The sequence below is a fragment of the Gilliamella sp. Gris3-2 genome (assembly GCF_001690345.1).
In the GTDB taxonomy this organism is placed as follows: Bacteria; Pseudomonadota; Gammaproteobacteria; order Enterobacterales; family Orbaceae; genus Gilliamella; species Gilliamella bombi.
Window position 1 is genome coordinate 24,092 of sequence record NZ_LZHB01000001.1, and the last position, 15,702, is coordinate 39,793.

11 protein-coding genes and 1 pseudogene are annotated in these 15,702 nt (G+C 36.4%); 7 read left to right on the plus strand and 5 right to left on the minus strand.

Going from position 1 to position 15,702, the window contains the following annotated elements; translation table 11 throughout:
* Positions 1-124 precede the first annotated feature (124 nt).
* From A9G32_RS00095 to gyrB, 7 genes are all read left to right on the plus strand, one after another.
* Entirely contained in the window at positions 125-874 is a 750-nt protein-coding gene (locus tag A9G32_RS00095) for a MipA/OmpV family protein (RefSeq protein ID WP_081296686.1), read from the plus strand.
* Between the two features lie 115 nt (positions 875-989).
* Positions 990-1,898 carry a recombination-associated protein RdgC gene (locus A9G32_RS00100; protein ID WP_065560836.1) on the plus strand — a complete coding sequence of 303 codons (909 nt, stop codon included), beginning with the start codon at positions 990-992 and terminating at the stop codon, positions 1,896-1,898.
* A 196-nt stretch (positions 1,899-2,094) separates the two neighbouring features.
* Positions 2,095-3,186 (plus strand): porin OmpA, encoded by a 1,092-nt coding sequence (ompA, locus tag A9G32_RS00105; RefSeq protein WP_065589228.1) that lies wholly within the window; start codon positions 2,095-2,097, stop codon positions 3,184-3,186.
* A gap of 165 nt (positions 3,187-3,351) precedes the next feature.
* Positions 3,352-4,710, plus strand: a complete 1,359-nt coding sequence (gene dnaA, locus A9G32_RS00110) for a chromosomal replication initiator protein DnaA (RefSeq protein ID WP_065589227.1) — start codon at positions 3,352-3,354, stop codon at positions 4,708-4,710.
* A 14-nt stretch (positions 4,711-4,724) separates the two neighbouring features.
* Entirely contained in the window at positions 4,725-5,828 is a 1,104-nt protein-coding gene (gene dnaN / locus A9G32_RS00115; RefSeq protein ID WP_065589226.1) for a DNA polymerase III subunit beta, read from the plus strand.
* A 48-nt stretch (positions 5,829-5,876) separates the two neighbouring features.
* A complete protein-coding gene (gene recF / locus A9G32_RS00120; RefSeq protein WP_065589225.1) occupies positions 5,877-6,950 on the plus strand; it encodes a DNA replication/repair protein RecF in 1,074 nt (357 codons plus the stop codon).
* Positions 6,951-6,992: 42 nt separating this feature from the next.
* On the plus strand, positions 6,993-9,404 hold the full coding sequence (gene gyrB / locus A9G32_RS00125) for a DNA topoisomerase (ATP-hydrolyzing) subunit B (RefSeq protein WP_065589224.1): 2,412 nt from the start codon (positions 6,993-6,995) through the stop codon (positions 9,402-9,404).
* 368 nt (positions 9,405-9,772) lie between these two features.
* Here the strand turns inward: gyrB and A9G32_RS00130 are convergent.
* The 5 genes and pseudogenes from A9G32_RS00130 to rpsL form a co-directional block, all read right to left on the minus strand.
* Positions 9,773-10,739 (minus strand): annotated as a pseudogene (locus tag A9G32_RS00130) (aldo/keto reductase).
* Positions 10,740-11,199: 460 nt separating this feature from the next.
* Positions 11,200-12,384, minus strand: a complete 1,185-nt coding sequence (gene tuf, locus A9G32_RS00135; RefSeq protein WP_065610821.1) for an elongation factor Tu — start codon at positions 12,382-12,384, stop codon at positions 11,200-11,202.
* A 68-nt stretch (positions 12,385-12,452) separates the two neighbouring features.
* Entirely contained in the window at positions 12,453-14,555 is a 2,103-nt protein-coding gene (fusA, locus tag A9G32_RS00140) for an elongation factor G (protein ID WP_065590403.1), read from the minus strand.
* 113 nt (positions 14,556-14,668) lie between these two features.
* The gene (gene rpsG / locus A9G32_RS00145) at positions 14,669-15,139 is read right to left on the minus strand and encodes a 30S ribosomal protein S7 (RefSeq protein WP_034915550.1); all 471 of its coding nucleotides are present in this window, start codon (positions 15,137-15,139) and stop codon (positions 14,669-14,671) included.
* A gap of 99 nt (positions 15,140-15,238) precedes the next feature.
* Positions 15,239-15,613, minus strand: coding sequence for a 30S ribosomal protein S12 (gene rpsL / locus A9G32_RS00150; RefSeq protein ID WP_034883792.1), 375 nt, complete (start codon positions 15,611-15,613; stop codon positions 15,239-15,241).
* Positions 15,614-15,702: the final 89 nt, after the last annotated feature.

Here is a 15,702-nt window from a genome sequence, read left to right on the forward strand (position 1 = left end):
AAATTTGTTTGTTACAATGTACAATTAATGTATAGATTGTGTGACGACAAAACTAACCATCAATAAGATATAAAATTAGTATAAATAACGACAGGTGATCACCTTTTATATATGGGTATGAAAAATGAAAAAAACATTTTGTACACTATCTATTTTATCAATAATAACTTTAGGAGTTACCCAAATTGCATTAGCTGACTCTACCTCTATCGGGGTTGGTGTGGGTCGGGCTAATTCACCGTATAAAAGTTATAGTGCTAATTATTACCCTATTCCTCATATTGATTATGATAATGGTCTGTTTTTTATCGATGACCTGTCGGCAGGTATTTATGCTTATAATCAAGACAATCAAAGCGTCTCTATTGGCGCACGTTATTTATCTAACGAATTTAAGCCACATGATTCAGATAACCACCAATTAAGGCTACTTGATAGCCGCCATTCAACATTACTTGCAGAAATCGAGTATTCTATTGATACCAATTGGGGAAGTTTTTCCAGTAGTGTAGGAACTGATGTATTAAATGAAAGTAATAGTATTTTAGTAAATGCTGATTATACCGTTCCTTATATGCAAGGCAATTTGATTGTTGCGCCCACCATCGGTATAAATTGGGCTAATAATAAGCACAATGATTATTATTATGGTGTTTCACATAAAGAAACCTCTCGTTCAGGATTACGATACTTTAATGCTGATGCGTCATTGACACCTTATGCTGAATTAGCTGCACAATATTCATTAACCCCAAATATTGCGACATTTGGTGGTGTTCATATTGACAAATTAACTGGTGATGCGGCAGATAGCCCAATGGTGGATAATAGCACGGTAACCTCGATTTATATGGGTGTATCTTATAGCTTCTGATAAATATACATTTATACTCAATAACCAAATAATGACAGCTTATTATTCTCTATAAGTTGTTACTCATTTAAACAATGATAACTCTTTATCACAAAAATGCAGGAAATAGAAAAGTATGCTTTGGTTTAAAAATGCCATAATTTACCAACTTAATAGTGACACGTTACTTAATAAAGATGCAATAGAAAAAGCGCTAAAGTCTCACCCTTTTACTCCATGTGGTAATTTAGACACCACAAAGATGGGCTGGGTTTCACCTTATCATGATAATAATCAAGATGATTTTATAGTTGACATGCAAGGGCATTTATTATTACGGATAAAAAAAGAAACAAAAATATTACCAGCTCCCGTAATAAAACAAGCTTTATTAGAAAAAATCGATAAACAAGAACAAGCACTAAGCAGAAAACTAACTAAAAACGAAAAAGCCACCTTAAAAGATGAGGTTATGATCGATCTAATGCCAAGAGCTTTTAGTAAATATAATCATTATTGGTTATGGTTAGATACGCATAATAAACGCATTATTGTTGACTGCAGTAGCTTTAAACAATCAGAAGATATCTTAGCGATTTTACGTAAAGAGCTTGGCTCACTCGCTTTAACGCCTTTATCGATTGATAAACCGCTTGAACAGGTTATGACCACATGGGCTAAGGAAAACCTAAAATTCCCACCATTTTTATTAGGCGATCAAGCCGAACTAAAAGATCCTCTTGAAGGGAATGGAATTATTAGCTGTAAAAATCAAGAAATCACCAGTGATGAAATGCGTGTCCATTTCGATTCAGGGAAATGGATCACTAAAATAAAAATTATTGATGAAAGAGGCGTTAGCTTTATTATTAATAGTGACCTAACATTTAAACGAATTAAGTTCGATTCTATTATTTTGGATGAAAACGAAGATATCGGTTCAGATGAATTTGATAAAAGATTAGAAGCTGACTTCTTTATTATGGCTAATACATTAGCAAATTCCATTAATGACTTTTACATAACAATTAACAAAATTATTTGATAAAATTATTTAAATATTTTTTTGTTGTGACAGCAATAACTATAGATTTGCCTATTATCTATGCTATACTAGGCAACAGATTATGGGTAACATAATTTTATAACAATAAATGATTGTTCTTTTTATTTGAAGTAAATTATTAAACAATAAAGAAACTAAACAACGTCTATAACAACATTTAAGTTGAGGCAATAAAATGAAAAAAACTACTCTAGCTCTAGCAATCGCAGTTGCAAGTTTAACAGCTACTGCGGCTAACGCAGCATACGAAGACAACACTTTTTATACAGGTGCTAAATTAGGTTGGTCAGAGCTTTATCGATTAGATGCACATAAAGTTCGTGGCTTTGATAAAGATGAAGTTGGTATTAAAACTTCAAATCGTAGCAATGTTGTTGGTGGTGCTTTCCTTGGTTTCCAGGCAAACCCATATTTAGCATTTGAGTTAGGTTATGATTGGTTAGGTTCTGCTAAATATAAAAGAACTTGGACTGATGATAAGACTAAAGCGGGTAATAGTAAACTTTCTGCACAAGGCGTTTCATTAACCGGTAAATTAAGCTACCCTATCATTGGCGATCTAGATATTTATGGTCGTGCTGGAGGTATGGTTACTATTGCTAAATGGAAAAACAGTGGTGACACTAGAATAGAACACGGTCATGGTGGAACTAAAACTGATGTATCTCCAGTCTATGCATTAGGTCTTGACTATCGTTTCGACGAAGACTTCTCTACTCGTTTAGAATACCAATATGTTCAACATATTCATACTAAAACTGACGCATCTCCAGACGCAGGTACTGTAAGTTTAGGTATTACTTACCGTTTAGGTTCACCAGCTACTCCAGCTCCGGTTGAACTAAAAACTGAAGTAAACCGTTATGTATTAAATGAAGATGTACTATTTGCTTATGCAAAAGCTGATTTAAAAGCTGAAGGTCGTCAAGCATTAGACAACTTACTTACAAACCTTGTTAAACTTAACCCAACTGAAAGCGCTATCGTAGTAATTGGTCATACTGACCGTATTGGTTCAGTTAATTATAACCAAAAACTATCTGAACAACGTGCTAACTCAGTAATGAAATATTTAATTGCTAAAGGTGTTCCTTCTAACCTAATTAGCGCTCGTGGTGTGGGTAAATCTCAACCAGTTACTGGTACAAAATGTAATGCTCTTCGTGGTGCTAGCTTAAAAGCTTGTTTAGCTCCAGATCGTCGTGTTGAAATTGAAGTTAAAGCACTTAACAAAAAAGAAGTTCAAGTAACTAATGAAACAAATTAATTTTTTGTTATTTAGATACTTCATTAAGACCCGGTTATAAGCCGGGTTTTTCTTATTTTTATTGTTAACAACTAAATTAAATATTACCTTAGATCTACAAATTATCCACAAAAAAGATTATAATACTTCACGATATTGTTAGTAAGCAAAGTTAAAGGAGTTGCCGTGCCTACCGCTATTTGGCAAGATTGCCTTTCTCAATTACAAGAAGAAATCCCCACAACAGAATTCAACTTATGGATTCGCCCGTTGCAAGCGGAAATGGTTGATAATAAACTCTATATCTATGCGCCCAATAGATTTGTCCTAGATTGGGTAAGAAATAAATATTTAACTACTATTTCTCAACTATTAAATAAACTAATTAATGACGATTCTCTAAAATTATTTCTTGAAGTTGGTTCAACCGTATCCGCAGATAAAAAAGAACAAAATAACCCAAAGAAAGCAGAGGTTGTTCCTGCATGGAAAACAACAAAAGAAACCAATAATAATCATGTGTATCATTCAGGTATTAACCATAAGCACACTTTTAATAGTTTTGTTGAGGGTAAATCAAACCAACTTGCTGTTGCGGCTGCAAAACAAGTAGCTGAAAATCCAGGAAAAGCTTATAATCCACTATTCTTATATGGTTCCACCGGTTTAGGTAAAACGCATTTATTACATGCAGTTGGCAATCAAATAATGGCAAAAAAAGCCAACGCCAAAGTTGTTTACATGCATTCCGAGCGCTTTGTGCAAGACATGGTCAAAGCACTACAAAATAACGCTATCGAAGAATTTAAAAATTACTACCGTTCTGTTGATGCTTTACTTATCGATGACATTCAGTTTTTTGCAAATAAAGAGCGATCTCAAGAAGAATTTTTCCATACCTTTAACTCTTTATTAGAAGGTAATCAGCAAATTATTTTAACGTCAGATCGCTATCCAAAAGAAATTAATGGCGTTGAAGACCGACTAAAATCACGTTTTGGTTGGGGACTAACCATTGCAATTGAGCCACCTGAACTAGAAACACGGGTTGCAATTTTAATGAAAAAAGCCGAGGAAAATCATATTAAATTACCTGAAGAAGTCGCTTTTTTTATTGCTAAACGATTACGCTCTAATGTTCGTGAATTAGAGGGCGCACTTAATCGAGTTATCGCTAATGCTAATTTTACAGGAAAGGCCATTACCATTGATTTTGTTAAAGATGCCTTAAAAGATTTACTCGCTTTACAAGAAAAACTTGTCACCATTGAAAATATACAAAAGACAGTTGCCGAATATTATAAAATTAAAGTATCAGATTTACTTTCTAAACGTCGTTCTCGTTCTGTGGCAAGACCACGGCAAGTAGCAATGGCGCTTGCCAAAGAGCTCACAAATAAAAGCCTACCTGAAATCGGTGACGGCTTTGGTGGAAGAGATCACACGACTGTATTACATGCATGTAGAAAGATCGCAGAGTTAAAAGAAGAAAGTAATAACATTAAAGAAGATTACTCCAATTTAATTCGAACATTATCAACTTAAAAAGAATCAATACTATGAAATTTATTATAGATCGTGAAAAACTAATAAAGCCATTACAACTTGTAAGTGCACCATTAAGTAGTCGCCCTACACTACCAATTTTGGGGAATTTATTATTACAAGTGAGTGATAACACGCTATCGATGACAGGAACTGATCTTGAAATAGAGATGATATCTCATCTACCATTAATTGAACCAAGTGAACCTGGCGCAACAACCGTGCCAGCAAGAAAGTTTCTTGATATCTGTCGAAACTTACCTAATGACGCCAAAATTTCGATAAGCGTTGACGATAACCGATTGATGATTCAATCAGGACGTAGTAAATTTTCATTATCAACACTACCAGCTACCGATTTTCCAAATCTAGAAAATTGGCAAAGTGATGTTGAACTTTCAGTTCCACAAAAAACCATTAAACGCCTTATTGATGCAGTACAATTTTCAATGGCGAATCAAGACGTAAGATATTACCTAAATGGCATGTTATTTGAAATTGAAGATGGTTTACTAAAATCAGTTGCAACAGATGGACATCGATTAGCTTTATGCTCACAACCTATTGAACAAGATACTAAAACTAATCATTCTGTCATTTTACCAAGAAAAGGGGTACTAGAGCTTGCAAAACTGGTTAGTGATAACGAAGAATTAATCAATATGCAAATTGGTAATAATAACTTACGGGTTAATCTTGGTGATTTCACTTTCACATCAAAACTCATTGATGGAAGATTCCCTGACTACAAACGAGTATTACCACGCAACCCAGATAAACCACTTGAAGTATCTTGCGAAGAACTTAGAAACGCCCTATCAAGAGTTGCGATCTTATCTAATGAAAAATTCCGTGGTATTCGACTTTATGTCCATAACAATCAAATAAAGATTACAGCAAACAACCCAGAACAAGAAGAAGCAGAAGAAGTTATTGACGTAAAATATGAATCCGCAGAGCTTGAGATTGGCTTCAATGTAACCTATCTACTTGATATATTAAATACATTGAAATGTGATAGCGTACAACTATTATTAACCGATGCAACATCAAGTGTACAAATAGAAGATATCAATAATCAAACAGCAACTTATGTTGTTATGCCAATGCGCTTATAATCCAATCTCACTTAATATTCCGGCTTCGTCCGGAATAATTTAAAGCATATGACTCTTTCAAAAATTAAAGTTCATCATTTTCGTAATATTAGTTATGCACAATTATCTTTATCGCCACATTTCAACTTCATTGTTGGCGATAACGGGAGTGGAAAAACGAGCTTACTTGAAGCCATTTATATGCTTGGTCATGGTCGTGCATTTAGACACACTCAATCTAATCGAATTATTCAACATGAACAGCCAGAACTAATATTATTCAGCGAACTAAACACGTCCAATCAACAAATTCACTCAATTGGACTTGCTAAATCGCGTAATAATGATAATAAAATCAGAATAGATGGAGATGAAGGTTATCGATTAACCGATTTAGCCAAATTATTACCCATTCAACTAATCACACCTGAAGGATTTGATTTATTGACTGGTGGACCTAAATATCGCCGAGCATTTATTGATTGGGGATGTTTTCATCACCACCCTGAATTTGTTCATTTATGGAATAATTTAAAGCGTTTATTTAAACAACGCAATGCATTATTAAAGCAATCCCATAGCTATAATCAATTATTACCTTGGGACAAAGAACTTGCGCCCATCGCTGAAAAAATTAGCCACATTAGAGAAAACTACTCACAACATATTTTTCCTGAAATTATACAAACATGCCATGATTTTTTACCCGAATACCAACTTAATTGCCAATATTACCAAGGTTGGGAGCATGGTACTGATTATGCTGAAATATTACGCAAACAGTATGAACGAGACAAACTCCTTAACTACACATCAGCCGGACCACATAAAGCAGATATTCGATTACGTGTTGATAACATTCCAGTTGAAGATCTGTTATCACGTGGACAATTAAAATTATTAATGTGCGCATTACGTTTATCTCAAGGTGAATATTACTCCAAGCAAAATACCCAAGCTTGTATCTACCTACTTGATGATTTTGCATCTGAATTAGATAACAATAAACGCGAATTGTTAGCCAAACGTTTAAAACAAGCTAATTCACAAGTATTTATTACTGCAGTTAACCAATCGCAAATTACCCATATGATCGATGAAAATGATAAGATTTTTCACATAAAATCTGGTATAATTTCGTAAATATACAGAACGATATAAACAATCAAAAAAGTCGAGAAATCCATGTCCAATTCTTATGATTCTTCTAGCATTAAAGTACTCAAAGGGCTTGATGCTGTCCGTAAACGTCCAGGTATGTATATTGGTGATACTGATGATGGTACAGGACTTCACCATATGGTTTTTGAAGTTGTTGATAATGCCATAGATGAAGCATTAGCTGGATATTGTCACCATATTGAAGTAACAATCCACCCTGATAACTCTGTTTCTGTACGTGACGATGGTCGCGGTATTCCAACAGGTATTCATGAAGAAGAAGGTATTTCAGCAGCAGAAGTTATCATGACCGTATTGCATGCTGGCGGTAAATTTGATGATAATTCTTACAAAGTATCTGGTGGTTTGCATGGTGTAGGTGTTTCAGTTGTTAACGCCTTATCAGATAAATTAGAATTAGTTATTTATCGTGATGGAAAAATCCACCAACAAGTTTATAACTTAGGTGTCCCGCAAGCTCCCCTAAAAGTAATTGGCGAAACATCTGAATCTGGCACTTATGTACGCTTCTGGCCAAGCCCAGAAACATTTACCAATATTGAGTTTGTCTACGAAATATTAGCAAAACGACTACGAGAATTATCATTCTTAAACTCAGGCGTATCAATAAGATTACTTGATGAGCGCACAGGCAAAAATGAACATTACCACTACGAAGGTGGCATTCAAGCGTTTGTTGAATACTTAAACAAAAATAAAAATCCTATTCATCCTAAAATATTTTACTTCAGCACAGAAAAAGACGGTATTGGTGTTGAAGTAGCACTACAATGGAACGATGGTTACCAAGAAAACATCTATTGCTTTACTAACAACATTCCACAACGAGATGGCGGTACTCACTTGGCGGGTTTCCGTGGAGCAATGACGCGCACATTAAACAACTATATGGAAGCTGAAGGATACAGCAAAAAAGCCAAAATCAGCGCCACAGGTGATGATGCTCGTGAGGGTTTAATTGCGGTAGTATCAGTTAAAGTACCTGACCCCAAATTCTCATCACAAACCAAAGACAAATTGGTATCATCAGAAGTAAAATCCGCCGTTGAATCCGTAATGGGCGAAAAGTTAACAGAATATCTACTTGAAAACCCAAGTGATGCCAAAATTGTTGTCGGAAAAATCATCGATGCTGCAAGAGCACGAGAAGCCGCCCGTAAAGCGCGCGAAATGACACGTCGAAAAGGCGCCTTAGACTTAGGCGGATTACCAGGTAAACTTGCTGATTGCCAAGAAAAAGACCCAGCTTTATCTGAATTATACTTAGTGGAAGGGGACTCTGCGGGGGGGTCAGCAAAACAGGGACGCAACCGCAAAAATCAAGCAATCTTACCGCTTAAAGGTAAAATTTTAAATGTTGAAAAAGCCCGTTTTGACAAAATGCTCTCATCTCAAGAAGTCGGAACACTAATTACCGCATTAGGTTGTGGAATTGGCCGTGATGAATATAACCCAGACAAAATGCGTTACCACAGTATTATTATCATGACCGATGCCGACGTTGATGGCTCGCATATTCGAACATTATTATTAACATTCTTCTACCGACAAATGCCAGAAATCATTGAGCGAGGTTATGTTTATATTGCACAGCCACCTTTATACAAAGTCAAAAAAGGCAAGCAAGAACAATATATCAAAGATGATGAGGCAATGACGCAATTTCAAATTGCCTTAGCGCTTGAAGATGCATCGTTACATGTCAATGACCATGCACCTGCACTTGCAGGCGAAGCATTAGAAAAACTAATTGCTGAATATCAAAAAGTCGAAAAACTTATTACAAAAATGGAACGTCGCTATCCAAAAGCGTTGCTATCGGAATTGGTTTATCATGATGTATTAAACGAAAGTATTTTACAAAACCAACAACAAGCCGAAAATTGGGCAAAAACCCTTGTTGAAAAACTATCAAATAAAGAACAACATGGTAGCAGCTACCTTTATTCAGCTGAATATAATGAAAAAGCACAACTATATGTGCCAATCATTAAAGTAAAAACTCATGGTGTAGATACTCATTATCCATTAGATCAAGTATTCATCCATAGTAATGAATACCGTAATATCTGCCACCTTGGTGCACAATTAAAAGATCTACTTGAAGACAGCGCCTTTATTCAACGTGGAGAACGCAAACAACCCGTAGAATCTTTTGATGAAGCTGTTGATTGGTTAATTAAAGAATCACGTCGTGGATTAACTATTCAGCGTTATAAAGGACTAGGTGAAATGAACCCAGAACAGTTATGGGAAACCACAATGGATCCAACCAGTCGTCGCATGTTGCAAGTCACCATAAAAGATGCAATTGAAGCGGATCAATTATTTACCACATTAATGGGGGATGAAGTTGAACCACGCCGACTATTTATTGAAGAAAATGCCCTTAAAGCGGCGAATTTAGATTTTTAAATATTGTCGTGATAAAAAGTAAAAAAATCAGACATAATGTCTGGTTTCAGATTGATGACAATGAACTCGCTTTTTGGCGAGTTCTTTGATCTAATAGAGAGGAGTCCATTATAAGAGGAATTCTTCTATGCTAAAAAAAACAACTCCAGCGACTCTGTGATTGCGGTTATTTTTAAATGCTTGCTTGATACGTTAAATAGAGAATGGGTATATTCTCTTTTATTGTTGGAATAAAACTAATTAGCTGTGTCAGAAAACTTAACTACTACATTAGGGAGGGACAAATTCCCCCAAAATCATACTGCTATTTATTTCATCAAATGGCTAAAAAGTTTGCTAACTTCTTCGTAATCATCTTATTTCACAAATTAAAGCGCCCCAACAATACGATGTGGTATGTATTGTTCTTCTAAATATTCAATATCTTCCTCCGATAAAAATACTTTAAGTGATCCAACAGCATAATCGAGATAATTGGTTTTAGTTGCACCAATAATTGGTGAAGTGACTCCTTTAGCAAATTGCCAAGCTAATGCTATTTGTGTCATGGTTACTTCATATTTTTGTGCAAGTTCATTAACTCTTTGCACAATGCTGACATCAGCTTTTTGCGTGCCATCATATTTAGACTTGGCGACTTGATCGGTTTGGCTGCGTAAGGTGTTGGTTTTCCATGCTAGGCGAGCAAGCCTGCCTGCCTGCAGCTAAAGGGCTATATGGTGTTAAAGAGACATTGAATTGTTGGCAGATAGGGATAAGCTCGCGTTCATCTTCACGGTAAAGTAAATTGTAGTAATTTTGCATAGAAATAAAAGGCGTCCAACCATTTTGCTTTGCCACAAGTTGCATGTTATAAAATTGGTATCCATACATAGCCGAAGCTCCTAAAGCTCTGACTTTTCCTGCCTTGACAAGATTGTGTAAAGCTTGCATTGTTTCTTCCATTGGTGTTGTATCGTCAAAGCGATGAATGATGTATAAATCAACATAGTCAGTGCCAAGTCGTTTAAGCGATCCGTCTATTTCCCTTTCAATTGCGGTTTTTGATAGGTGTCCTTCGTTAAAATAGACTTTTGTTGCCAATATGACTTTGTCGCGAGCGATATTTTTTTTGATTGCCCGTCCTAAATATTCTTCGCTTGTACCGGCAGAATAAGTGTTGGCAGTGTCAATAAAATTAATTCCTAAATCTAGTGCATGTTTAATAATTGTTTCGCTTTGATCGGGATTAAGTGTCCATGCATGCATTTTACTGGCAGGATCACCAAAACTCATACATCCTAAACAAAGACGAGACACTTTAATCTCAGAGTTGCCAAGTTGTAAATATTCCATAAAATCCTCCCTTGTAAAAATTAATTTGAATAAACTTTATCCTTCTAACAATAAGCGAATAATATATTTTCGATAAATTATTCTAACCCTTATATTTATTGAAATAAATAAGTTTCTAATTGATAGTATCATGAATTAAATTCACTAATAACAACCTTATGTATAACTGTAAATAGTGAAATTTATTTTTAATATCAATGATGTACTAAAAATATGCTAGATAAATTAGTAAAAGTATTAATAGACATTTAGAATAATTGGCTAAAGGCTTTCTTTTAACGGAAATATGTTCGAGGCTTGACGTTTTATAATGCTGTAGAAAATATAAGGTTACTGCGGTTAGTTAACTTTAAGTATATATGAAATTATTGATTAAAAAATAAAAAAGGCACACCTAAATGCACCTTTTTTACTGATTATAAAGAGCATCAATAGTTGCTCTTTATTACGGTAAGTTTGATTACTTAATAACTTTAGCAACAACACCCGCACCAACAGTACGACCACCTTCACGAATCGCAAAACGTAAGCCGTCTGCCATTGCGATTGGGTGAATTAATGATACTGTCATTTTGATGTTATCTCCAGGCATTACCATTTCTACACCTTCTGGTAATTCGATAGTACCAGTTACGTCAGTTGTACGGAAGTAGAACTGTGGACGGTAACCTTTGAAGAATGGAGTGTGACGACCACCTTCATCTTTGCTTAAAATATACACTTCTGATTCAAAATCAGTATGTGGAGTGATTGAACCTGGTTTTGCAAGTACTTGACCACGTTCGATTTCTTCACGTTTTGTACCACGTAGTAATACACCAACGTTTTCACCTGCACGACCTTCGTCAAGTAATTTACGGAACATTTCAACACCAGTACAAGTTGTTTTAGTGGTTGGCTTGATACCAACAATTTCAACTTCTTCACCAACTTTGATTACACCGCGTTCAACACGACCAGTTACTACTGTACCACGTCCTGAAATTGAGAATACGTCTTCAATTGGTAATAGGAATGGTTTGTCGATATCACGCTCTGGCTCTGGAATATAGCTATCTAATGCTTCTGCTAATTCAACAATTTTGTCTTCCCATGCTGCATCGCCTTCTAACGCTTTAAGCGCAGAACCACGAATGACTGGTGTATCATCACCTGGGAAATCATATTGAGATAGAAGTTCACGTACTTCCATTTCAACTAATTCTAATAATTCTTCGTCATCAACCATATCACATTTATTTAAGAATACGATGATGTAAGGAACACCTACTTGACGACCTAAAAGGATGTGTTCACGAGTTTGTGGCATAGGACCATCTGTTGCTGCTACTACTAAGATAGCACCGTCCATTTGTGCCGCACCAGTGATCATGTTTTTAACATAGTCAGCATGGCCTGGGCAGTCTACGTGTGCGTAGTGACGAGTTGGTGTATCGTATTCAACGTGTGAAGTGTTGATGGTGATACCACGTGCTTTTTCTTCTGGTGCGTTATCGATTTGATCGAATGCACGAGCTTGACCGCCGTATTTTTTAGCAAGTACAGAAGTAATTGCAGCAGTTAAAGTTGTTTTACCGTGGTCAACGTGGCCGATTGTACCAACGTTTAGATGGGGTTTTGTACGTTCAAATTTTTCTTTAGACATCTTAATGTTCCTTTATTAAATCACTTCCCTTAATTGATTAAGGGAAGTGTTACTTTATTTAGATAAAATTATTTCGCTTTACGAGCTTCAATAATTGCGGTTGCAATATTTGTTGGTGCTTCATTGTACTTCAAGAACTCCATTGAGTAAGAAGCACGACCTTGAGTTTGTGAACGAAGGTCTGTTGCATAACCAAACATTTCTGAAAGTGGAACTTGTGCTTTAACAGTTTTACCTGTTGCAGTATCTTCCATTCCTTCGATCATACCACGACGACGGTTTAAGTCACCGATAACATCACCCATATAATCTTCTGGAGTTTCAACTTCGACTTTCATAATTGGTTCTAAAAGCACAGGTTTAGCTTTCATGAAGCCATCTTTAAATGCCATTGAACCAGCAATTTTAAATGCCATTTCTGATGAGTCAACATCATGGTAAGAACCATCAAAGATAGTGACTTCAACATCAACAATTGGGTAACCAGCAAGAACACCGTTTTTCATTTGTTCTTGACAGCCTTTATCAACCGCAGGGATGTATTCTTTAGGAACCACACCACCAACGATTTCGTTGTTGAATTTGTAGCCTTCGCCACCAGCTTCCAATGGTTTGATTTTTAACCATACATGGCCGTATTGACCACGACCACCAGACTGACGAACAAATTTACCTTCTTGTTCTACTTCATTGCGAATTGTCTCACGGTAAGCAACTTGTGGTTTACCAACATTTGCTTCCACTTTAAATTCACGTTTCATACGGTCAACGATGATTTCTAAGTGAAGTTCACCCATACCAGAAATAATAGTTTGACCAGATTCTTCATCAGTGTGAACACGGAATGAAGGGTCTTCTTGTGCTAGTCGACCTAAAGCAAGGCCCATTTTTTCTTGGTCAGCTTTAGTTTTTGGTTCAACAGCAACCGAAATTACCGGCTCAGGGAATTCCATTCTTTCAAGAATAATTGGTGCACTTTCAGCACAAAGAGTATCCCCAGTTGTGACATCTTTAAGACCAATTGCAGCAGCAATATCGCCTGCGCGAACTTCTTTAATTTCTTCACGTTTGTTAGCGTGCATCTGAACGATACGACCAAAACGTTCTTTCTTATCTTTCACAGAGTTAAGAACAGTATCACCAGAGTTAACAACACCAGAGTAAACACGGAAGAATGTTAAGTTACCAACAAATGGGTCTGTTGCAATTTTGAACGCTAATGATGAGAATGGCTCATCATCACTTGAGTGACGTTCAGCAGCTTCACCATTTGGTAATTCACCTTTGATTGCTGGTACATCAGTTGGCGCTGGTAAGTATTCAATAACAGCATCAAGCATGAATTGCACACCTTTGTTTTTAAAGGCACTACCACAAGTTACTAAGATGATTTCGTTGGCAAGTACGCGCTCACGCAATGCGGCTTTCACTTCTTGCTCAGTTAACTCTTCACCACCAAGGTATTTTTCCATCAACTCTTCACTTGCTTCAGCTGCAGTTTCTATTAAGAAAGAACGCCATTCTTCAACTTGGTCAACCATGTCAGCTGGCACATCTTCATAAGTAAATGTTACACCTTGATCAGCATCATTCCAGTTAATTGCTTTACGTTTAAGTAAATCAACAACACCAGTAAATCCTTCTTCAGCACCGATTGGTAAAACTAAAGGAACTGGAACCGCTGCTAAACGAGTTTTGATTTGATCAACAACACGTAAGAAGTTAGCTCCCATACGGTCCATTTTGTTGACAAATGCAATACGTGGAACTTTATATTTGTTTGCTTGACGCCATACAGTTTCTGATTGAGGTTGCACACCACCAACCGCACAGTAAACCATTACTGCACCATCAAGAACACGCATAGAACGTTCAACTTCGATTGTAAAGTCAACGTGTCCAGGGGTGTCGATGATGTTGATACGGTGTGGTTCAAATTGTTGACCCATGCCAGACCAGAAAGCTGTTGTTGCTGCAGATGTGATAGTAATACCACGTTCTTGTTCTTGTTCCATCCAGTCCATGGTAGCTGCACCATCATGAACTTCACCAATTTTGTGACTAACGCCAGTATAAAACAAAATACGTTCAGTCGTTGTTGTTTTACCTGCGTCAATATGTGCACTGATACCGATGTTACGGTAGCGTGCTATAGGGGTTGTACGAGCCATATTAATCCTCTGTTTAGAATCGTTTGCTTAATAAAACATCATTTTGGTGACCGATAGCAGATAAGGGCTATCAGTCCAAATTCAAGTCACTTATACAATTATAAGTGCGAATATTACCAACGATAGTGTGCAAACGCTCTATTAGCTTCAGCCATACGATGAACATCTTCGCGTTTTTTCACAGCGGTACCTTTGTTTTCAAAAGCATCCATAAGTTCATTCGCTAGGCGTAAAGCCATTGATTTATCGCCACGTTTACGTGCAGCATCTACAATCCAACGCATTGCAAGTGCATTACGACGTACTGGACGCACTTCAACAGGAACTTGGTATGTAGAACCACCAACGCGACGTGACTTAACTTCTACAGTTGGTCTTACGTTATCTAATGCAACTTCAAAAGCTGCTAAGTGGTCTTTTCCACTACGCTCAGCTAATTTATCAAGAGCTGAATATACGATTGATTCTGCGATAGATTTTTTACCATCTATCATTAAAATATTTACAAATTTCGCCAGTAACTCTGAACCGAACTTCGGATCAGGAAGAATTTTTCTTTGACCGACAACATGACGACGTGGCATTGGAATACTCCGTTTATATGTTATAAATTTTCAGGTTTACCCAAAACTCAAATGAGTTAAATGGAATTATATAGTTTGGCCTTACTTAACGGAGTTCCATTAAGCTTTAGGTCGTTTAACACCGTATTTAGAACGGCTTTGTTTACGATCTTTAACACCTGCGCAGTCTAATGCACCGCGAACAGTGTGGTAACGAACACCTGGTAAGTCTTTAACACGACCACCACGGATTAAAATTACACTATGTTCTTGTAGGTTATGACCTTCACCACCGATATAAGAAGTAACTTCAAAACCGTTGGTTAAACGTACACGACATACTTTACGTAATGCTGAGTTTGGTTTTTTCGGTGTAGTTGTGTAAACACGAGTACAAACACCGCGTTTTTGCGGGCATGCTTCAAGGGCAGGAACGTTGCTTTTTGCTTCCTTTAGTGCTCTTGGTTTGCGTACCAGCTGATTAATTGTTGCCATTAATAAGCTCCTGATTAATTAAAATAAATTTAAAATTGCTTTTTAGATACGTAATTAATAACTGTAGACCAAAACCTATGTGTATAAGT

Coding starts and splice junctions, on each gene's coding strand:
- A9G32_RS00095 (WP_081296686.1), top strand. CDS start 125: ATGAAAAAAACATTTTGTACACTATCTATTTTATCAATAATAACTTTA.
- A9G32_RS00100 (WP_065560836.1), top strand. CDS start 990: ATGCTTTGGTTTAAAAATGCCATAATTTACCAACTTAATAGTGACACG.
- ompA (WP_065589228.1), top strand. CDS start 2,095: ATGAAAAAAACTACTCTAGCTCTAGCAATCGCAGTTGCAAGTTTAACA.
- dnaN (WP_065589226.1), top strand. CDS start 4,725: ATGAAATTTATTATAGATCGTGAAAAACTAATAAAGCCATTACAACTT.
- recF (WP_065589225.1), top strand. CDS start 5,877: ATGACTCTTTCAAAAATTAAAGTTCATCATTTTCGTAATATTAGTTAT.
- gyrB (WP_065589224.1), top strand. CDS start 6,993: ATGTCCAATTCTTATGATTCTTCTAGCATTAAAGTACTCAAAGGGCTT.
- tuf (WP_065610821.1), bottom strand. CDS start 12,384: ATGTCTAAAGAAAAATTTGAACGTACAAAACCCCATCTAAACGTTGGT.
- fusA (WP_065590403.1), bottom strand. CDS start 14,555: ATGGCTCGTACAACCCCTATAGCACGCTACCGTAACATCGGTATCAGT.
- rpsG (WP_034915550.1), bottom strand. CDS start 15,139: ATGCCACGTCGTCATGTTGTCGGTCAAAGAAAAATTCTTCCTGATCCG.
- rpsL (WP_034883792.1), bottom strand. CDS start 15,613: ATGGCAACAATTAATCAGCTGGTACGCAAACCAAGAGCACTAAAGGAA.